The following is a 16,014-nucleotide window of genomic DNA, read 5'->3' on the forward strand; positions in this document are numbered from 1 at the left end:
TTGCCTGACCTTAGAGTCAAGAGGCGCAGAAATTCCAAGGGTCTCAAAGGCCTAGGCGCGTCTCCATGCGAGCAAGCTGAATAAGGATTGAATCATGCAAATCCAGGTCAACAGCAGCAACCATTTCGAAGGCAACGCCCGGCTCGACCAGTGGGTCCGCAGCACACTGCAGAACTCGCTGGAACGTTACGAAGACGACCTCACCCGCATCGAGGTTCACCTGCGCGACGAGAACGGCGCCAAGCCCGGACCGCATGACAAACGCTGCCAGATGGAGGCTCGCCCCAAAGGCCACCAACCGATTTCCGTCACCCACACCGCCACTTCGCTGGACCAGGCGGTCGATGGTGCCGCCACCAAGCTCAACCACGCGCTGGAACACTTCTACGGCAAGCTGCGCAGCAAGCGCGGAGCCCTGGAACTGAGTGACCCGGACGCCTGATCGGCAATGCAAACGCCCGGCCTGATGCCGGGCGTTTTCGTTTGTATCGATCGATGGCGCTGAACCAACAGGTAATTTCCCCGGTCAACTTCTGCACTCATTCACCGCAGAAGCATGACCATGAACAACCCATTCGAACGAATCAGTGCTGCATTCGCCCCCGAATACCGGGTCAACCTGAGCATTGCAAACCTCGACGGCAGCATCATGCTGACCCTGTCCGACGACGCTGGCGTGGTCGCCAAGCGCCTCATCACCCAGGCCCAGCGCAATGACCCGGTGCGCCTGCAGCGGGTGATCGACAGCATCCGCCTGGGCCTGGCCATCGAACACAGCCAGAACCCTCTGCAGGTGCTGGCCGCGCTGACCCGTGACGCCCGCCACGAGCCGCGCCATTTCATCGCCAACTGAGGGCTACTTGCCCTCCTCCACTTCCTTGCCGTTGGCATCCAGCACCTTGGTCGAGGGGTAGCGGTACGAGGCGTAGCGCACCACCAGGATCGCGAACGCCAGCAACAGGATGCCACCGCACACGTACAACAGCCCTACGTCCGGCGCCTTGTGGTGCGAGACGTCGCCGATCAGCAGGCGGGTCAGCGCGGTGATGGCCACGTACAGCAGGAAGCGGATCGGCATGTGGTTGGTCTTGAAGTAGATACCGACCATCGCCCCCAGCTCCAGGTAGATGAACAGCAGCAGGATGTCATCGACACTGACCCCGCCCTTGCCGAGCATGTCCAGGAACGTCATCACTGCCGCATAGGCGGTGATCGCGCCAATGCCGAACAGCGCCAGGTAATGGAATGCCTCGACGCACAGGTTGCCCAGCGAGTCGGCCGAGCCGTGCAGGCCCTTGCGCAGCTTTTCTGCCCATTTGATGTTCACGATGTTCCATTCCCCGATACGTCTTGAAGGATGATGCGTCACCGGCGTGACGCTTGTGCCATGCAGTTAAAAGGCCAGGGCCCCTGCCTTGGAAGGCGACCGATTGCCGCAAGGCACCTTCAGGCCTGGCAAGTTGCCAGAAGCGAGCAGCAACCGTGGTGCATCAGGCCTTGCTACTGCAGCCCAAATCGCCGGCTTCGATCCTGATGATGACCTCAATGCATGAGCTGGAGACGTTGCGGGCTTTGCTTGAGTCGGCACTGGTTCAGGTGCAGAGGCCCGCTGAGCCTCGGACTTTGCACTGAGGTTTGAGTGTTGCGTTGTCTGGGCTGGCCTCTTCGCGGGTAAACCCGCTCCCACAGGATCTCCACAGGCCTTTGAGGTAGATGCAGTACCTGTGGGAGCGGGTTCACCCGCGAAAGGGCCCGGATGGCCAAGGCGCTGATGGATGATGCTGGGTTGGGCATGAAGCAGTAAGCCCTCTGCACCACGCTACAATTTCTGCTTGCGAAGCAATCAACATTGCCATTACTGTATATAGATACAGTAAATCGAAACGCAACCAGCAAAAGGCATAGAGGTGATGAATGGCCGTCGAAGTGGTGTACCGCAGCAGCCGCGACCCGGAGCGCTTGTTCATGGATAAGGCCGAAGCAGACCGTCACGACAAGATGCTCGAACTGGCCGAGCGCCTGGCCGAAGTACTGCACAAGGCAGTGCCCTCGCTGAGCGAGAAACAGGTCGAGGAAGCCGGTATCTACATGGCCAAGAACCGCGATGTGTTCGCCCGGGCGTTCAAGAGCCAGCCGGATGCGCTGGCCGAGTTGCTCGAAGCGCCAGCGGCCGAGTAATTGCCTGCACTGGCCGCTTCGGCAGGTACGGCACAAGCGCTGGGCTCGGGCGCTATCCCTGTGGGAGCGGGTTTCCCCGCGAAACAGGCGACGCGGTGGATGGCACGGGCTACGCCCGTGTTCGCGGGTGAACCCGCTCCCACAGGGACCGCGGAGCTTTCAAGGTTTGGGGTGGAACAGTTGCTGCTTCAGGTACGGCACAAGCGCTGGGCCGGAGGTATTCCTGTGGGAGCGGGCGTGCCCGCGAAGAGGCCAGCAAAGCCGGCCTCAGCCGTAGAGCAACCGCTCCGCCAGCATCTGCGCCACCCGCGCCGGCGAGCGCTTCTCTGCCTGTGCATGGCCAAACACTTCGGTCAGCCGTGAAGGTATCCGCGCCAGGTGCGCAGTGATGGTGCCCAGGTCTTCGCCACGATGGGTAAGTGCCACGTAGATCAACCCACCGGCATTGATCACGTAATCGGGCGCATACAGTATCCCGCGCGACTCCAGCTGGTCGGCTACCTGCAAGGTGGTCAGCTGGTTGTTCGCCGCCCCCGCCACTGCCGCGCAACGCAACTGCATCACGCTCTGCCCGTTCAACACCGGCCCCACGCCGCAAGGGGCAAAGATGTCGCAAGGGGTGCTGATCAACGCATCGTTGGTCACCGGATGAGCATTGAACTGCTCCACCGCCAGCCGCACCCGCCCAGGGTCCAGGTCGCTCACCAGCAGGTCAGCACCCGCCGCATGCAGTTGTTCCGCCAGCGCATAACCGACATTGCCCAGCCCTTGCACCGCAACCCGCAGCCCTTGCAGGTCATCACTGCCAAGGCGGAACGAAGTGGTGGCACGAATGCCAGCGAACACCCCCATAGCCGCATGCGGTGAGGGGTCACCCGAGGCCGTGGTGCTGGTCACATGGGGTGTGCTCTGGGCAATGCAGTCCATGTCCAGGGTCGAGGTGCCGCTGTCCACGGCGATGATGAAGCGCCCTTGCAAGGTGTCGATGAAGCGGCCAAAGGCCTCGAACAGCGCGGCACGGTTTTCCACATGCGGGTTGCGCATGATCACCGCCTTGCCGCCCCCCAGTGGCAGGCCAGCCAGCGCCGCCTTGTAGCTCATGCCCTGGGCCAGGCGAATTGCGTCGGTCATGGCGCTTTCATCATCGGCATAAGGCAGGTAGCGGCAACCGCCCATGGCCGGGCCCAACTGCTCGCTGTGAATAGCCACCACGGCCTTCAGGCCGGTGGGCGGGTGGGTGAACAAGTGCAGCGACTGGGTACGGGTGCTTTGCATCAGCGCGAACATCGACAGGCTCCCCTACGAGGTGCTCTCTCCAGTATAGGCATGGCCCTTGGGCTGGCGCCGCCGCCGGACCACTGGACGAAACCGCGCGCCGCGGCTAATACTCAAGCGTGTGTGGAGAAGCCCCATGAAGCCACGTCAAGCCTGCCTGGCCTGCCTGGAACGCGAGCCCGTCGCCCTGCTGGAAGCCGCATTATGGATTGCCGCCGAGCACGACCGCAGCGTCGAGCCCGCGGCCAGCCTTGCCAAGCTGCATGACCTGCAGCGTGAGATCAGCGCCAACCTGCCGATGCTGCCGCTGTGCGAACTGGCCCAGCCACTGCTGCGCCAACTCAATGCCCTGGGCTTCCAGCAGGATGAATACCACCCGCTGCGCCCGCATGCCGCGATGATGGACAAGGTGCTGCAGCGCCGCCGTGGCCAACCGCTGGCCCTGGCCATCCTCGCCCTGGAACTGGCCCGGCGCCTGTCCATCCCCCTTGAGGGCGTAGGCTTCCCTGGCCATTTCCTGCTGCGCGTGCCAGGTGCGGATCACCTGCTCGACCCCTGTGGTGGCCGCCGCCTGTACCCCAACGATTGCCGTGAGCTGCTGGCTCGCCAGTTTGGCCCGCATGTAGCGCTGACCGCCGAGCACATGCGCAGTGCCAGCCCGCTGCAGATGCTGCAACGCCTGTCACGCAACCTGCGCCAGTTGCACATCAGCAACGACGACCACCTGGCGGCGCTGATCGATGCCGAGCGGGTCATGCAACTGGGCCCTGTGCAGGTCAGCGACTATGTGACCCGCGCCTCGCTTTACCAGCACCTGGATTGCCCGCAGGCCGAGCGCTTCGACCTGGAGCATGCGTTACTGCTGACGGAGGACCCGGTCCAGCGCCTGAAACTGTCCGAGCGTATCGGCAAGCTTCCGGCGGCGAACCGTTCCATTCACTGAGCCGGGCTGTCCGGCTGCTGTGCTGGGTGGGCCTGGGAAAACGCCGGGTGCCCCGCCGCCAGGGCGGCAACCCGCAGGATGCGCGGGAAGCTGTCGAGGTCGATGTTGAAGCGTTCGGCCGCGTACAACTGCGGGATCAGGTAGACATCCGCCAGGCCCGGCTCATCACCGAAGCAGAAGCCGTGATCGCCTATCAGCTGCTCCACTGCCGCCAGCCCCTGGCTGATCCAGTGGCCGATCCACTGGTTGACCTGGCTCTCGTCCTGGCCAGCCTGGCGCAGCCGGTTGAGCACGCTGACGTTGTGCAGCGGGTGGATGTCGCAGCCGATGATCGCCGCCACGCCCCGTACCTTGGCGCGCGCCTCGGCCGCAGCAGGCAGCAGGGCGGGCTGTGGATAAACCTCCTCCAGGTACTCGATGATCGCCGGCGATTGCACCAGCAGCTCACCGCCATCGGTGCGCAAGGCCGGCACACGGCCCTGCGGGTTGACCGCGACATAGTCCGCACCGCGCTGCTCACCCTGCAACAGGTTGACCGGCAGGGACTGGTAGGCCAGCCCCTTCAGTGCCAGGGCAATGCGCACCCGGTAGGACGAGGTGGAACGGTAATAGGTGTACAGCTCCATGCCCGTGCCTCCTCAGTTGGCCGCGATGACCGTGCCGCGGCATTCGCCGAAACCGATGCTGGCCACGCCATCACGCACGCAGCGGGCACGCAGGATGATCTCGTCGCCGTCTTCGAGGAACTTGCGCACCTCGCCACTGGCCAGTTCCACCGGGTGCTTGCCGCCTTCGGTGATCTCCAGCAGGCTGCCGAACGAACCTGGCGCGGCGCCCGACAGCGTGCCCGAACCGAACAGGTCGCCCGGTTGCAGCTGGCAGCCGTTGACGCTGTGGTGCGCGACCAGCTGTGCCACGGTCCAGTACATGCTGCGTGTGTTGCTCAGGGTCAGGCGGTGCGGGGCAAGACCCTGCTCGCGCATGCGCTCGGTCAGCAGCAGTACCTCGAGCTCGATATCGAATGCACCGGCGGCCTGGTCGCGCTTGTCCAGCAGGTACGACAGTGGCTGCGGGTCGCCTTCCGGGCGTGCCGGCTGGGCACAGCGGAACGGTTCCAGCGCTTCGGCGGTAACCACCCATGGCGAGATGGTGGTGATGAAGCTCTTGGACAGGAACGGCCCCAGCGGCTGGTATTCCCAGGCCTGGATATCGCGCGCCGACCAGTCGTTGAGCAGGCACAGGCCGGCCACGTGCTCGGCGGCATCGCCTACCGGGATCGCCTGGCCCATGTCGTTGCCCTGGCCGATCCAGATACCCAGCTCCAGCTCGTAGTCCAGGCGCGCGCAGGGGCCGAAGCTTGGCTCGGTGTGCCCGGCCGGCAGGGTCTGGCCTTTGGGCCGGCGCACATCAGTGCCGGACGGGCGGATGGTCGAGGCGCGGCCGTGATAACCGATCGGCACGTACTTGTAGTTGGGCAGCAGCGGGTTGTCGGGGCGGAACAGCTTGCCGACGTTCTTGGCGTGCTCGATGCCCACGTAGAAGTCGGTGTAGTCACCGATCTGCGCCGGTACATGCAGCTGGCAGGCGTTGGCCGGGTACAGGGCGGCCTGCAGTGCCGCCTGGTGTTCGCTATGTTCGCCCAGCAGCACCTGCAGGCGCTCGCGCAGGGCAACGCGGGCATTGCGGCCGAGGGCGAAGAATGCGTTCAAGGCCCCACCACGGGTGGCCTCGACAGCGGCCTTGGCGGCACCGTCGAACAGGCCGGCGGCCAGCACCGCCTCCAGGTCAAGGATGGCGTCGCCGATGGCCACGCCACAGCGCTTGGCTTCACCCGGCCGGCTGAAGATGCCCAATGGCAGGTTCTGCAGCGGGAAGTCGCTGTGCCCGTTGGCATGCTCGACCCAGCTACGGGCAATGGCGGTCTGGTTCATGGGTTATCTCCGGTTCGGGTTGAAGGTGCTCGGCAAGGTGGCCCAGCAACTATCGTAGTCGGCCTGCAACTGCGGGCATTCAAGGGCTTGCAGGCTCGGGCGCAGCACCTGGCTGGTCTCGAACATGAAGGCCATGGTGTTGTCGATCTTGTGTGGCGCCAGGTCGGCGGCAATAGCCTTTTCGCAGGTTTCGGCGTCGGGGCCGTGGGCACTCATCACTCCGTGCAGCGAGGCACCGCCCGGCAGGAAGCCCTCGGCCTTGGCGTCGTAGGCACCGTTGATCAGGCCCATGAACTCGTTCATCAGGTTGCGGTGGAACCATGGTGGACGGAAGGTGTTCTCGGCCACCATCCAGCGTGGCGGGAAGATCACGAAGTCCATGTTGGCCAGGCCATGCACGCTGGTCGGCGAGGTCAGCACGGTGAAAATCGACGGGTCCGGGTGGTCGAAGCTGACCGTACCGATGGTGTTGAAGCGGCGCAGGTCGTACTTGTACGGCACGTTGCTGCCGTGCCAGGCGACCACGTCCAGTGGCGAGTGCTGCAGTTCGCAGGCCCAATGTTCGCCCAGGAACTTCTGCACCAGCTGCACCGGGCCATCGGCCTCTTCGTAGTGCGCCACCGGGGTGAGGAAGTCGCGCGGGTTGGCCAGGCCGTTGCTGCCGATCGGGCCCAGGTCCGGGATGCGCAGCGGCGCGCCGTGGTTTTCGGCGATGTAGCCGCGGGCCTCGCCGTCGAGCAGTTCGACGCGGAACTTCATGCCACGCGGGATTACCGCGATTTCCAGCGGCTCGACTTCCATCACCCCCAGTTCGGTGGCAATGCGCAGGCGGCCCTGTTGCGGCACCAGCAGCAGTTCACCGTCGGCGTTGAAGAACACCCGCTCCATCGACCGGTTGGCGCGGTAGATGTAGATGCTCACGCCGGCCGGTTTTTCCGCAGCGGCGTTGGCCACCATGGGCAGCCAGCCCTCGATGAAATCGGTCGGTTCGACGGGGATCGGCTGGGGGTTCCAGCGCAGGCGGTTGGGTGTGATGGCCCCCAGCGGGCCGGTCAGCGGCTGACGCGCCAGGCGTTCGAAACGCGGGTGCAAGGCAGACGGACGAATACGATACAGCCAGGTGCGGCGCAGCTCGCTGCGGGTCATGGTGAACGCCGTGCCCGAGAGCAGCTCGGCATACAGCCCATAGGGCGCCTTCTGCGGCGAGTTCTGCCCGACCGGCAAGGCCCCTGGCAGCGCTTCGCTGGCAAACTCGTTGCCGAAGCCGCTGAGGTAGTGAAGGTCGGGTGACGTATCGCGATTCATCGATGCCTCCGGGCTCTGGCCGAGCCGTTGCTGGCAGCTGGCTGCTGGCCCGGGGCGGGGTGGCAGCGCGTCTGCATTGTTTTTATCGTAATCAGATTACGAATAACGTAATTTGCTACGGGCAATGCGTCAAGCTATAAAGGCGCGACTCGACGAATCCGGAAGAAGATGTCCATGGCCAAAGCCAGCTCCCCCGCCGACAACGGCAAGCAGAAAGTCCGCTCGGCGGAGGTCGGCACCGACATCCTCAAGGCCCTTGCCGAGCTCTCCCCGTCCACCTCCCTGTCGCGCCTCGCGGAACATGTGCAGATGCCGGCGAGCAAGGTGCACCGCTACCTGCAGGCATTGATCGCCAGCGGTTTTGCCGAGCAGGATGCGGCCACCAACCATTACGGCCTGGGGCGCGAGGCACTGCGGGTGGGGCTGGCGGCGCTGGGCAGCATCGATGTACTGAAGATTGCCGCACTGCCGTTGTCGCAGCTGCGCGATGAACTGAACGAAAGCTGCTTCGTTGCCGTATGGGGCAACCAGGGCGCGACAGTGGTCAGCATCGAGCCGGCGGTACGCGCGGTTACTGTGGTAACGCAGATCGGCTCGGTACTGCCGCTGCTCACGTCGTCCACCGGGCTGGTGTTCGCCGCCTACCTGCCCGAGCGCGAGACCGTGGAGTTGCGTGACCGGGAACTGGCCGCCCTGCAGCACAGCGCCGCCGACTACCAGGCGGTACTGGCGGGCATTCGTGAACGTGGCCTGCACCATGTGCATGGGCTGTTGATGCCGGGCGTGGATGCGCTGTCGGCCCCGGTGTTCAATGCCATGGGGCAGGTCGCCGCGGTGATGACCGTGGTCGGGCCGACGTCGATCTTCCATGCCGACGAGCATGGCCCGGCGGCGCAACGGCTGCTGGCGGCAGCGCGGGAAACCAGCTGGCGCATGGGCTATTCGCCCGCCGGCTGAGCGCTTGCGGCACTATTGCCCGATACGTAAAGGTGAATGTCATAAGCGGCTATTTTTCCTACAGGATCAGGCGCTTATTCTTAACTCACTGGCCGGCATGAAGGGCTCTCCCCCCCGCCTTTCAGGCCTGCGAGGTTCACCGACGTAGATTTTGAAGCTCCTTGATCTGACGTCTCGATTGGCCGCTGCGGCTTGCAGCGGCCTTTTTTATTTGCCCTGAAAAACTCTTCGCCCGTGCTGGCCTCTTCGCGGGTAAACCCGCTCCCACAGAGATATCACTACCCCAAAGGCTTGTGGTGTACCTGTGGGAGCGGGTTTACCCGCGAAGAGGCCGGCACAGGCATACAAGTTTCAGCCCAGCGGATACTTCTGCAAGTTCGCCATCATCTGCTGCAACGCCTGCAAGCTGTCCTGTGGGTGCACTGCCCCGTCGAAGTCGCCAATCCGTGCCCAGTTCTCCGCCACCTGCTCCGGGGTAAAGCCTTCACGCGGATCGAAGCCTACCCCCAGGCTACGCTCCCACCGCACCTTGCCCACCCAGCCGCCACCCACTTCGAACAGCTCACCGCTGCCCTGGCACTGCTCGCTGCCCAGGTACACCACCAGCGGGCTGACCAGCTCTGGCTTGAGCCGCTCGAACACCTGGGGCGGGATCAACCCTTCGGTCATGCGGGTACCACCGGTGGGGGCGATGGCGTTGACCAGGATGCCGTGCTTGCGCCCTTCGATCGCCAGGGTACGAGTCAACCCATACAGGCCCAGCTTGGCCATGCCGTAGTTGGCCTGGCCAAAGTTGCCGTAGATGCCGGACGTGGAAGCGGTGAAGATCACCCGCCCCCAGTTCTGCTCGCGCAGGTGCGGCCAGGCGGCGCGGGTGACCTTGTAAGCCCCCTCGACATGCACCTGATACACCTGCTCCCAATCGCTGTCTTCCATCCTGTGGAAGGTCTTGTCACGCAGGATGCCGGCATTGTTCACCAGCACATCGACCCGGCCGAAGCTGTCCAGGGCCTGCTCGACAATACGCGCGCCGTGGCTGACCGAGTCATGGTTGGCAATGGCACTGCCACCAGCGGCGCGGATCTCCGCTACCACCTGGTCGGCGGCGGAGGCGCTGGCACCTTCACCGTGGGTGGAGCCGCCGAGGTCGTTGACCACCACCTGCGCACCACGCGCAGCGAACAGCAGCGCATGGGCACGGCCCAGGCCGCCCCCGGCTCCGGTGACGATCACCACGCGATCTTGCAGACGGACAGGCTCGCTCATGCTCATGGCTCCAGACAGGTTCAGGTCAGCCGAGTGTCCGCCGCCAGCGGCAGGTGGACAATCAAGCTCACGCAGGCTGAATGCCTGGCAATAACGCAACACGATGGTTATGGGGCCGCTGTGCGGCCCATCGCCGGCAAGCCAGCTCCCACACCAACCGCGCCGGCCTCCAGGCCTGCGCTGTACTTGTGGGAGCCGGCTTGCCGGCGATGAGGCCCTGTCAGTACCAGGCCACTTTCTGCTGGAAACAGCTCAGCGGTTGTTCACGAAAGGCCAGGTAATGGCGCAGCACCTGCACCGGCGCTTCGGTATGCGGGTAATGCCCGATGCCCTGCAACTGCACGGTGTCCGGCTCCGGCACCAGTTGCCGGTAGCGCTCCACCATGTGCGCGCCGGACAGCGGGTCGACCACGCCATTGATCAAGCGCAGCGGCACGCCTGCGTGCTGCATCGCGCCAACCCAGCGTTCGCGGTGCAACCTGCGCTCCGGCATGTACCCCACCAGTTTGTGCAGGATGCGCGTGCCACGGTTGGCGGCGATCAAACTCCAGAAGTCATCCAGCACGCTTTCACTGGGTTGGGTGCAAGAGCCGTAGACCTGGATCACGCTGCGCACCAGGTCGTCACGTCCGAACGAACGCCCTACCAGCCAGCCCAGACGGCTGAGCAGCAACTTCTGGATCAACAGCATGCGGCAGCTTTCGGGGAACAGCCCGCTGTTGAGGAACACGCAGCTGGCGATGTTGGCGCGCTGTTCATGATGCCGCGCCAGCAGTTCCTGCGCCACACTGCCGCCGTAATCATGGGCCAGCAGATGCACCGGCTGGTCGACCTTGAGCTCGGCGAGCAAGGCCTGCTGCAGGTCGGCCTGCTCCATCAGGCTGTACAGGTGATCGACCGGTTTGGCCGAATCACCAAATCCGAGCATGTCGCAGGCGATCAACCGGAAGCGCTGGGCCAATGGCCCCCACAGGTAGCGCCAATCCCAGCTGGCAGTGGGGAAGCCGTGCAACAGAAGCAGGGGCTCTCCTTGCCCTGCGGTCCAGTAGCGGATGCTCTGGCCCCGGAAGCTGAAACTCTGTCCCCGGGTACGCCAGACGCACAATGGAATTTCGGCCATGGGCATCAGAACGGTCCCGGTGAAGTGGTGTTGGTGGAATAGAGCAAGGCTGCGGTCATTGCATGTCACCTCGGCACTTACATGTGCTCTCTATGTCGAGGCAGAGTCTAGCCAGCAGCCCATTGGCTGGAACTTGCGTTTCCAGCCAGCTTGATGACTTGGCGAGTCAGTGGCACGAACGGTCAGAGCAGCATGGCCAGCAGCGGTGCCGCGAACAGGTTCAACAACCCGGTCAGGACCATGACCAGGCCGGCCACCGAGCCTTCCTCGCGGCCCACCTCCTGTGCCCGGCTGACCCCGGCACCATGGGCACCGACGCCGAACAGCGCGCCCCGCGCCAGCGGCGTGCGCAACGGCAACCAACGCAGCAGCACGCCGCCGAACATGGCGCCCAGCACGCCGGTGAACATCACGAACACCGCCGTCAGCTCCGGTACGCCACCCAGGTCATGGGCCAATGGCATGGCAAAGGGCGTGGTGATCGAACGCGGCACCAGCGACAGGCTGGTCGCGCTGTCCAGCGCCAACATATGTGCCAACCCCCAGGAACTGGCGATCGAAGCGCTGCTGCCGGCGACCATTCCCACCATCAGTGCCGGCCAGTGGCGCGCCAGCATGGCCCGTTGCTGCCAGATCGGCACCGCGAATGCCACGGTCACCGGGCCAAGCACGCTCATCAGCCAGTGGGTGTTGCGGGCGTACTCGGCATAGGCGGTGTGCAGCGGCACGGCCACCGCCAGCAACAGAACCGGCACCAGGATCAGCGGCGACAGCAGGTAACGCCCGCTGCGCCGGTATAACCAGCGGCTGCCCAGATACGCCAGCAAGGTCAGGGCCAGCCAGAACAGCGGCATGGGTTCAAGGCTCATGGCGCAAGCTCCAGCGGCACACCAGTTCCACGGTCAACGCGGTCACCACCATTACCATCAGGGTGCTCACGGCGATCACCAGCAGGATGCGCCAGCCCTCGTCACGAATCAGGGCGCCGTAATCGAGCAGGCTCATCAGCGCCGGGATGAAGAACAACAACATCTCAGCCATCAACCAGCCGGCGCCCAGTTGCAGCATGGCCGGCTTGAGCACACCCGAGGCGAACAGCAACAGCAGCAATGCCAGGCCCATCACACCGCCAGGAATCGGCCAGCCCAGCCAGGTGGCAAGCTGGCCACCGAACAGGAACAAGGCACAGAGGATCGCCAGCTCGACGAGCAGGCGCAGGGCTTTTTTCAATAACGCGGGTTTCATGGGGGGTTCCTCGACAGGCCCTCATTTTAAGATTTGGCTGCCTAGGCCAGAAGCGAATTGTTAGACTGAACACCATTCCAGAATGGAATTGCGATCATGGAATTCAAACAGCTGCGCAGCTTTATCGAAGTGGTCCACCGCGGCGGTTTTACCCAGGCGGCGCAAACCCTGCACATCAGCCAGTCAGCGGTGAGCAAACAGGTGGCCCAGCTGGAGCAAGATGTGGGCCAGCCGCTGCTGGAGCGCCAGGCCTCACAGCTGCACCTGACCGCTGCCGGGCGCATTGTGCTGGAGCGTGGCGAAGCCTTGCTGCGCCAACGTCAGGCGCTGCTCAGCGAACTGGACGACCTCAGCCAGATGGGCCGCGGTGAACTGCGCCTGGGCTTGCCGATGCTGGGCAGCGACGCGCTGTTCGCCGGCTTGTTCGCCGAGTATCGGCGGCGTCACCCGAACATCGCGGTCCAGTTGCTCGAAGGCGGCAGCCGCAGCATCGAACAGGCAGTCAGGAGTGGCGAACTGGAACTGGGTGGCAGCCTGACGCCCAGTGACGAGGCGTTCGACTACCAGCCGTTCTGCAACGAACCACTGGATGCCCTGTTGCCTGCCGGCCACGAGCTGGCGGGCCAGGACGGGGTAGACCTGCAGCAGCTGGCTGATACGCCGTTCCTGCTTTACCAGCGCAGCTTCGTGCTCAATGACCGGTTGCTGAAGGCATGCCAGCAGCAGGGTTTTACCCCCAAGGAAGGCGGGCGCAGTGGCCAGGCGGACTTCCTCGCGGCGCTGGCGGCGGCGGGCCAGGGCGTGGTGCTGCTGCCCCGTGTGGTGGCGAAAGCGCTGGAGCGCCCCGGTGTGGTGCGCTTGCCGCTGCGCTCGCCGGGGGATTTGCGTTGGGATATCGCGTTCATCTGGCGGCGCGGGGCGTATCTGTCACGGGCGGCGCAGGCGTGGTTGGCGTTGGTGAGCGAATGGCCGGTGCTCGGCAGCAAGGGATGAGTTGCCCTTGCCGGCCTCTTCGCGGGTAAACCCGCTCCCACAGGAACACCACAGCCTCTGAAATCTGTGCAGTACCTGTGGGAGCGGGTTCACCCGCGAAGAGGCCGGTACAGGCGAAAAATACCCGTCAGGCTTTAAGTGTACTCACCAACTCAGCCAACCAAGGCTCTGCATCCGCCTCCGGAGTCACCGTCTCGCTGGCATCCAGGCGCAGCATCGGCTGCACTTCGCGCACGCCCAGTTCGGCAAACAGCTCGCGCATCTGCTCGCCACCACCGCAATAGGTATCGCCATAACTGCTGTCACCCAGCGCAATCACCGCACCCGGCAGGCCACGCCAGGCCGCAGGCAGGGTATCGCGAATGCTGCTGTACAACGGCATGAGGTTGTCCGGCAGTTCGCCCATGCCAGTGGTCGAGGTCACGGCCAGCAAGGCGTCGGGGGCGAAACCTTCAAGGTCCTGCAAGGTGGCGCGCGCCGCATGCCAGGCCTCCAGGCCCGCAGCCTTGAGCAGCGATTCAGCGTGACGGGCGACTTCTTCGGCGGTGCCGTAGACCGATCCGGAAATAATGGCGACTTTCATCGGGTAGAGGATTCCGAAACTGAGTGAAAACGTAGGATACTAGCATCCGGCGCTGGCAAAAGGCCGCCTCTACCAAAGTCACCCTCCTCAGCCCTGCTTCGCACCCTTGTTTATTCAATGGCCCGAACATGATCAACGCGCAACTACTGCAATCCATGGTCGATGCGTCCAATGACGGCATCGTGGTCGCCGAACAGGAAGGCGACGACACCATCCTCATCTACGTGAACGCGGCCTTCGAACGCCTGACCGGCTACAGCCGTGACGAAATCCTCTACCAGGATTGCCGCTTCCTGCAGGCCGACGACCGCGACCAGCTTGGCCGCGCCCGCATCCGCAAGGCCCTGGCCGAAGGCCGACCGTGCCGCGAAGTGCTGCGCAACTACCGCAAGGATGGCAGCGCTTTCTGGAACGAACTGTCGATCACCCCGGTAAGGCACGACGCCGAACAACGCACCTACTTCATCGGTATTCAGAAAGACGTTACTCGCCAGGTCGAACTGGAGCGGGAACTGGCGCAACTGCGCGTTCGTCCGAAACCCGACGAACGCACCTGAACCAAGTACGCCACGCACGGTCAATCCCGTTGAAGAAATCGCCATCGAGTTCGATCATGCAAGCAGAAGCGCTCCTGACCCAGGACGAGCTGGATTTCATACAGAACATGCAGCATTCGCCGCAGTTGAACCTGGCCGACCCCATGTCGAGCCTGCTGGTCAATGGCGACCGCCGCATCCAGAGCTTGCTTACCCGCTTGGTGGCCAACGAGCAGGTAACCCTGCAGGCCCAGTTCAACAACCAGCAGATCAGCTTCCCGCTGCAACTGGTGGAAGACGAGTTCCATGCCCTGCACCTGCAACTGGGCTCACCGGAAATCTACGAAGACGGGCCCATGCTGCGCCCCTGGCGCCTGTCGATGGAGCAGCCGAGCGCGCTGCTCGATGCCCATGGGCAGGAAAGCGGCCTGTGGGTTCGCGATATTTCGTTCAAGGGTACATTGCTGGAAGTCCGTGGCCTGCCAGCGGCACCAGCCCGCTTCGAACTGCGCTTCGCCCCTGGCGGCATCCCCCCCATCGAACTGCATGGCGTGCTGGGCCGGCGCATCGGCCCGGACCTGGCCGCCTATGACCTCAGCCAAAGCCCGGCCGAAGAGATCGAACGCCTGCGCGACTACATTCTCCAGGCCCATCGCCGGGCCCACCCCGAGCTACACACTCAGGTATCGAACTGACCGGCCAGAAACTGCCGCAAACGCTGGCGCATCACGCTACCCTGCGCGCCCAGGCAGGCGATAGGGCTGCCAGCCAGGCTGTCCTGTGCCAGTTCCGCCGCTTCACCCGCCAGTAACAACGGGCATTCCAGCCCTGCCACCAGGCGCGTCAGGCGCCGGGTGAGTTCCGCCGTGGGCGGCTGGTGGGAGAACAGCACCAGGGCATCCGGCTTCAGGCGCTCGCAGACCAGTGCCAGTTCTGCCAGCGGCTGCCCGCTCGCCAGTGGCGTCACGCCAAATTCATCACTGCTCAGGATCAGGCTGGTCACCAGCAACTCCAGTTCGTGGCACTGCCCCGGCAACGGCGCCAGCAGCACCATGCGGCTGCGCGGTGCACGGGCAAGTTGCAAGCGGGCCAACACCCGGCCACGCAGGAACTGATCGAGGAACAGCCATTCGCTGGCCTGCCCGTAGCCGCCCTGCCCGACCGCCAGGTCATGCCACACCGACATGAACACTTCGCTGAATACCTGGTCCAGTGTGCAAGCGGCAAACACCTCGTCGAACAGGCGGTCCAGGCTGGCCAGGTCAAAACGTTGCAGCGCCTGGCGGATCTGCTGCTGCCAGCGCACCCAGGCGCCCGTCGCGCCACCTGCCTGCCCAGCTAGGGCATGGTCGCGGGCGAGGATGCTGGCGACCTTGCTTACCGCCACGCCGCGCTCCAGCCAGCCAAGGATGCGGCGGATGTCATCGATGTCGGCCTGGGAGTACAGGCGGTGACCACTGTCGGTGCGGGTTGGCTGGATCAGGCCATGGCGGCGCTCCCAGGCGCGCAAGGTCACGGCATTGACGCCGGTCAGGCGGGAAACCTCACGGATCGGAAACAGGTCCTGCTGCGCGAGGCTCGCATCGATTACCGGGTTCAGTCCCTGTTCGTTCATCTGCAAGGGGTACCCTGTGTGCCCAAGTTGAACACCTAGTCTACTACGGCAACCGTTTGCCGGCTGA

Annotated in this window: 19 protein-coding genes; 8 read left to right on the forward strand and 11 right to left on the reverse strand. The window is 64.3% G+C overall.

The genetic code is table 11. The features are described from left to right. Nucleotides 1-94: 94 nt before the first annotated feature. Together ABX298_RS06145 and ABX298_RS06150 are read left to right on the forward strand one after the other, a co-directional pair. Complete coding sequence (locus ABX298_RS06145; protein ID WP_003260689.1) at nt 95-442, forward strand: HPF/RaiA family ribosome-associated protein; 348 nt, start codon at nt 95-97, stop codon at nt 440-442. Nucleotides 443-562: 120 nt separating this feature from the next. Continuing rightward, nucleotides 563-853, forward strand: a complete 291-nt coding sequence (locus ABX298_RS06150) for a DUF3509 domain-containing protein (RefSeq protein WP_025340607.1) — start codon at nt 563-565, stop codon at nt 851-853. A 3-nt stretch (nt 854-856) separates the two neighbouring features. On the opposite strand, the gene ABX298_RS06155 is transcribed toward ABX298_RS06150, so the two are convergent. Continuing rightward, complete coding sequence (locus ABX298_RS06155) at nt 857-1,327, reverse strand: phosphate-starvation-inducible protein PsiE (RefSeq protein WP_025340608.1); 471 nt, start codon at nt 1,325-1,327, stop codon at nt 857-859. Nucleotides 1,328-1,914: 587 nt separating this feature from the next. Between ABX298_RS06155 and ABX298_RS06160 the strand changes: the two genes are divergently transcribed. Further along, complete coding sequence (locus ABX298_RS06160; RefSeq protein WP_003260692.1) at nt 1,915-2,178, forward strand: YebG family protein; 264 nt, start codon at nt 1,915-1,917, stop codon at nt 2,176-2,178. A 267-nt stretch (nt 2,179-2,445) separates the two neighbouring features. Here ABX298_RS06160 and ABX298_RS06165 read toward each other — a convergent pair whose 3' ends face one another. Beyond that, on the reverse strand, nt 2,446-3,465 hold the full coding sequence (locus tag ABX298_RS06165) for a Glu/Leu/Phe/Val dehydrogenase dimerization domain-containing protein (RefSeq protein ID WP_025340610.1): 1,020 nt from the start codon (nt 3,463-3,465) through the stop codon (nt 2,446-2,448). A gap of 124 nt (nt 3,466-3,589) precedes the next feature. On the opposite strand from ABX298_RS06165, the gene ABX298_RS06170 reads away from it, so the two are divergent. Then, on the forward strand, nt 3,590-4,396 hold the full coding sequence (locus ABX298_RS06170; protein ID WP_085593040.1) for a SirB1 family protein: 807 nt from the start codon (nt 3,590-3,592) through the stop codon (nt 4,394-4,396). Here the strand turns inward: ABX298_RS06170 and maiA are convergent. Genes maiA through hmgA form a run of 3 tightly spaced genes read right to left on the reverse strand, consistent with a single transcriptional unit; the run spans nt 4,390 to nt 7,632 of the window. Continuing rightward, complete coding sequence (maiA, locus tag ABX298_RS06175; RefSeq protein WP_317409306.1) at nt 4,390-5,022, reverse strand: maleylacetoacetate isomerase; 633 nt, start codon at nt 5,020-5,022, stop codon at nt 4,390-4,392. The genes ABX298_RS06170 and maiA overlap by 7 nt on opposite strands. A gap of 12 nt (nt 5,023-5,034) precedes the next feature. Beyond that, nucleotides 5,035-6,327, reverse strand: coding sequence for a fumarylacetoacetase (gene fahA / locus ABX298_RS06180; protein WP_286100559.1), 1,293 nt, complete (start codon nt 6,325-6,327; stop codon nt 5,035-5,037). 3 nt (nt 6,328-6,330) lie between these two features. Further along, on the reverse strand, nt 6,331-7,632 hold the full coding sequence (gene hmgA, locus ABX298_RS06185; protein ID WP_075046350.1) for a homogentisate 1,2-dioxygenase: 1,302 nt from the start codon (nt 7,630-7,632) through the stop codon (nt 6,331-6,333). 174 nt (nt 7,633-7,806) lie between these two features. On the opposite strand from hmgA, the gene ABX298_RS06190 reads away from it, so the two are divergent. Then, complete coding sequence (locus tag ABX298_RS06190; RefSeq protein WP_025340615.1) at nt 7,807-8,589, forward strand: IclR family transcriptional regulator; 783 nt, start codon at nt 7,807-7,809, stop codon at nt 8,587-8,589. 351 nt (nt 8,590-8,940) lie between these two features. Here ABX298_RS06190 and ABX298_RS06195 read toward each other — a convergent pair whose 3' ends face one another. The 4 genes from ABX298_RS06195 to ABX298_RS06210 all read right to left on the reverse strand — a co-directional run bounded on the left by ABX298_RS06195 (nt 8,941) and on the right by ABX298_RS06210 (nt 12,220). Further along, nucleotides 8,941-9,855, reverse strand: a complete 915-nt coding sequence (locus tag ABX298_RS06195) for an SDR family oxidoreductase (RefSeq protein ID WP_367394183.1) — start codon at nt 9,853-9,855, stop codon at nt 8,941-8,943. Between the two features lie 220 nt (nt 9,856-10,075). Next, nucleotides 10,076-10,981 (reverse strand): alpha/beta fold hydrolase, encoded by a 906-nt coding sequence (locus tag ABX298_RS06200; protein WP_286100560.1) that lies wholly within the window; start codon nt 10,979-10,981, stop codon nt 10,076-10,078. Nucleotides 10,982-11,157: 176 nt separating this feature from the next. Continuing rightward, on the reverse strand, nt 11,158-11,844 hold the full coding sequence (locus ABX298_RS06205) for an LrgB family protein (protein ID WP_024087732.1): 687 nt from the start codon (nt 11,842-11,844) through the stop codon (nt 11,158-11,160). Further along, the gene (locus ABX298_RS06210; RefSeq protein WP_075046354.1) at nt 11,834-12,220 is read right to left on the reverse strand and encodes a CidA/LrgA family protein; all 387 of its coding nucleotides are present in this window, start codon (nt 12,218-12,220) and stop codon (nt 11,834-11,836) included. Before ABX298_RS06210 ends, ABX298_RS06205 begins: the two co-directional genes overlap by 11 nt. Nucleotides 12,221-12,316: 96 nt before the next feature. Here ABX298_RS06210 and ABX298_RS06215 point away from each other — a divergent pair, with 96 nt between their 5' ends. Further along, entirely contained in the window at nt 12,317-13,213 is an 897-nt protein-coding gene (locus ABX298_RS06215) for a LysR family transcriptional regulator (protein ID WP_196176737.1), read from the forward strand. 127 nt (nt 13,214-13,340) lie between these two features. Here the strand turns inward: ABX298_RS06215 and ABX298_RS06220 are convergent, their stop codons facing one another. Further along, nucleotides 13,341-13,796 carry a flavodoxin gene (locus tag ABX298_RS06220; RefSeq protein ID WP_075046356.1) on the reverse strand — a complete coding sequence of 152 codons (456 nt, stop codon included), beginning with the start codon at nt 13,794-13,796 and terminating at the stop codon, nt 13,341-13,343. 128 nt (nt 13,797-13,924) lie between these two features. Here ABX298_RS06220 and ABX298_RS06225 point away from each other — a divergent pair, with 128 nt between their 5' ends. Continuing rightward, nucleotides 13,925-14,353, forward strand: coding sequence for a PAS domain S-box protein (locus ABX298_RS06225; protein ID WP_054572763.1), 429 nt, complete (start codon nt 13,925-13,927; stop codon nt 14,351-14,353). Nucleotides 14,354-14,409: 56 nt separating this feature from the next. Further along, nucleotides 14,410-15,027, forward strand: coding sequence for a hypothetical protein (locus ABX298_RS06230; protein ID WP_025340622.1), 618 nt, complete (start codon nt 14,410-14,412; stop codon nt 15,025-15,027). Here ABX298_RS06230 and ABX298_RS06235 read toward each other — a convergent pair. Further along, nucleotides 15,012-15,947, reverse strand: coding sequence for a MerR family transcriptional regulator (locus ABX298_RS06235; protein WP_367394184.1), 936 nt, complete (start codon nt 15,945-15,947; stop codon nt 15,012-15,014). The two genes, ABX298_RS06230 and ABX298_RS06235, sit on opposite strands and share 16 nt — an antisense overlap. Nucleotides 15,948-16,014 lie beyond the last annotated feature (67 nt).

The sequence above is a fragment of the Pseudomonas sp. X4 genome (genome assembly GCF_040784925.1).
GTDB lineage: Bacteria > Pseudomonadota > Gammaproteobacteria > Pseudomonadales > Pseudomonadaceae > Aquipseudomonas > Aquipseudomonas putida_Z.

What these genes read in the sequence shown, in the direction of transcription:
- ABX298_RS06145 (WP_003260689.1), top strand. Translation starts at nt 95, where the DNA reads ATGCAAATCCAGGTCAACAGCAGCAACCATTTCGAAGGCAACGCCCGG.
- ABX298_RS06150 (WP_025340607.1), top strand. Translation starts at nt 563, where the DNA reads ATGAACAACCCATTCGAACGAATCAGTGCTGCATTCGCCCCCGAATAC.
- ABX298_RS06160 (WP_003260692.1), top strand. Translation starts at nt 1,915, where the DNA reads ATGGCCGTCGAAGTGGTGTACCGCAGCAGCCGCGACCCGGAGCGCTTG.
- ABX298_RS06165 (WP_025340610.1), bottom strand. Translation starts at nt 3,465, where the DNA reads ATGTTCGCGCTGATGCAAAGCACCCGTACCCAGTCGCTGCACTTGTTC.
- ABX298_RS06170 (WP_085593040.1), top strand. Translation starts at nt 3,590, where the DNA reads ATGAAGCCACGTCAAGCCTGCCTGGCCTGCCTGGAACGCGAGCCCGTC.
- maiA (WP_317409306.1), bottom strand. Translation starts at nt 5,022, where the DNA reads ATGGAGCTGTACACCTATTACCGTTCCACCTCGTCCTACCGGGTGCGC.
- fahA (WP_286100559.1), bottom strand. Translation starts at nt 6,327, where the DNA reads ATGAACCAGACCGCCATTGCCCGTAGCTGGGTCGAGCATGCCAACGGG.
- hmgA (WP_075046350.1), bottom strand. Translation starts at nt 7,632, where the DNA reads ATGAATCGCGATACGTCACCCGACCTTCACTACCTCAGCGGCTTCGGC.
- ABX298_RS06190 (WP_025340615.1), top strand. Translation starts at nt 7,807, where the DNA reads ATGGCCAAAGCCAGCTCCCCCGCCGACAACGGCAAGCAGAAAGTCCGC.
- ABX298_RS06195 (WP_367394183.1), bottom strand. Translation starts at nt 9,855, where the DNA reads ATGAGCGAGCCTGTCCGTCTGCAAGATCGCGTGGTGATCGTCACCGGA.
- ABX298_RS06200 (WP_286100560.1), bottom strand. Translation starts at nt 10,981, where the DNA reads ATGCCCATGGCCGAAATTCCATTGTGCGTCTGGCGTACCCGGGGACAG.
- ABX298_RS06205 (WP_024087732.1), bottom strand. Translation starts at nt 11,844, where the DNA reads ATGAGCCTTGAACCCATGCCGCTGTTCTGGCTGGCCCTGACCTTGCTG.
- ABX298_RS06210 (WP_075046354.1), bottom strand. Translation starts at nt 12,220, where the DNA reads ATGAAACCCGCGTTATTGAAAAAAGCCCTGCGCCTGCTCGTCGAGCTG.
- ABX298_RS06215 (WP_196176737.1), top strand. Translation starts at nt 12,317, where the DNA reads ATGGAATTCAAACAGCTGCGCAGCTTTATCGAAGTGGTCCACCGCGGC.
- ABX298_RS06220 (WP_075046356.1), bottom strand. Translation starts at nt 13,796, where the DNA reads ATGAAAGTCGCCATTATTTCCGGATCGGTCTACGGCACCGCCGAAGAA.
- ABX298_RS06225 (WP_054572763.1), top strand. Translation starts at nt 13,925, where the DNA reads ATGATCAACGCGCAACTACTGCAATCCATGGTCGATGCGTCCAATGAC.
- ABX298_RS06230 (WP_025340622.1), top strand. Translation starts at nt 14,410, where the DNA reads ATGCAAGCAGAAGCGCTCCTGACCCAGGACGAGCTGGATTTCATACAG.
- ABX298_RS06235 (WP_367394184.1), bottom strand. Translation starts at nt 15,947, where the DNA reads ATGAACGAACAGGGACTGAACCCGGTAATCGATGCGAGCCTCGCGCAG.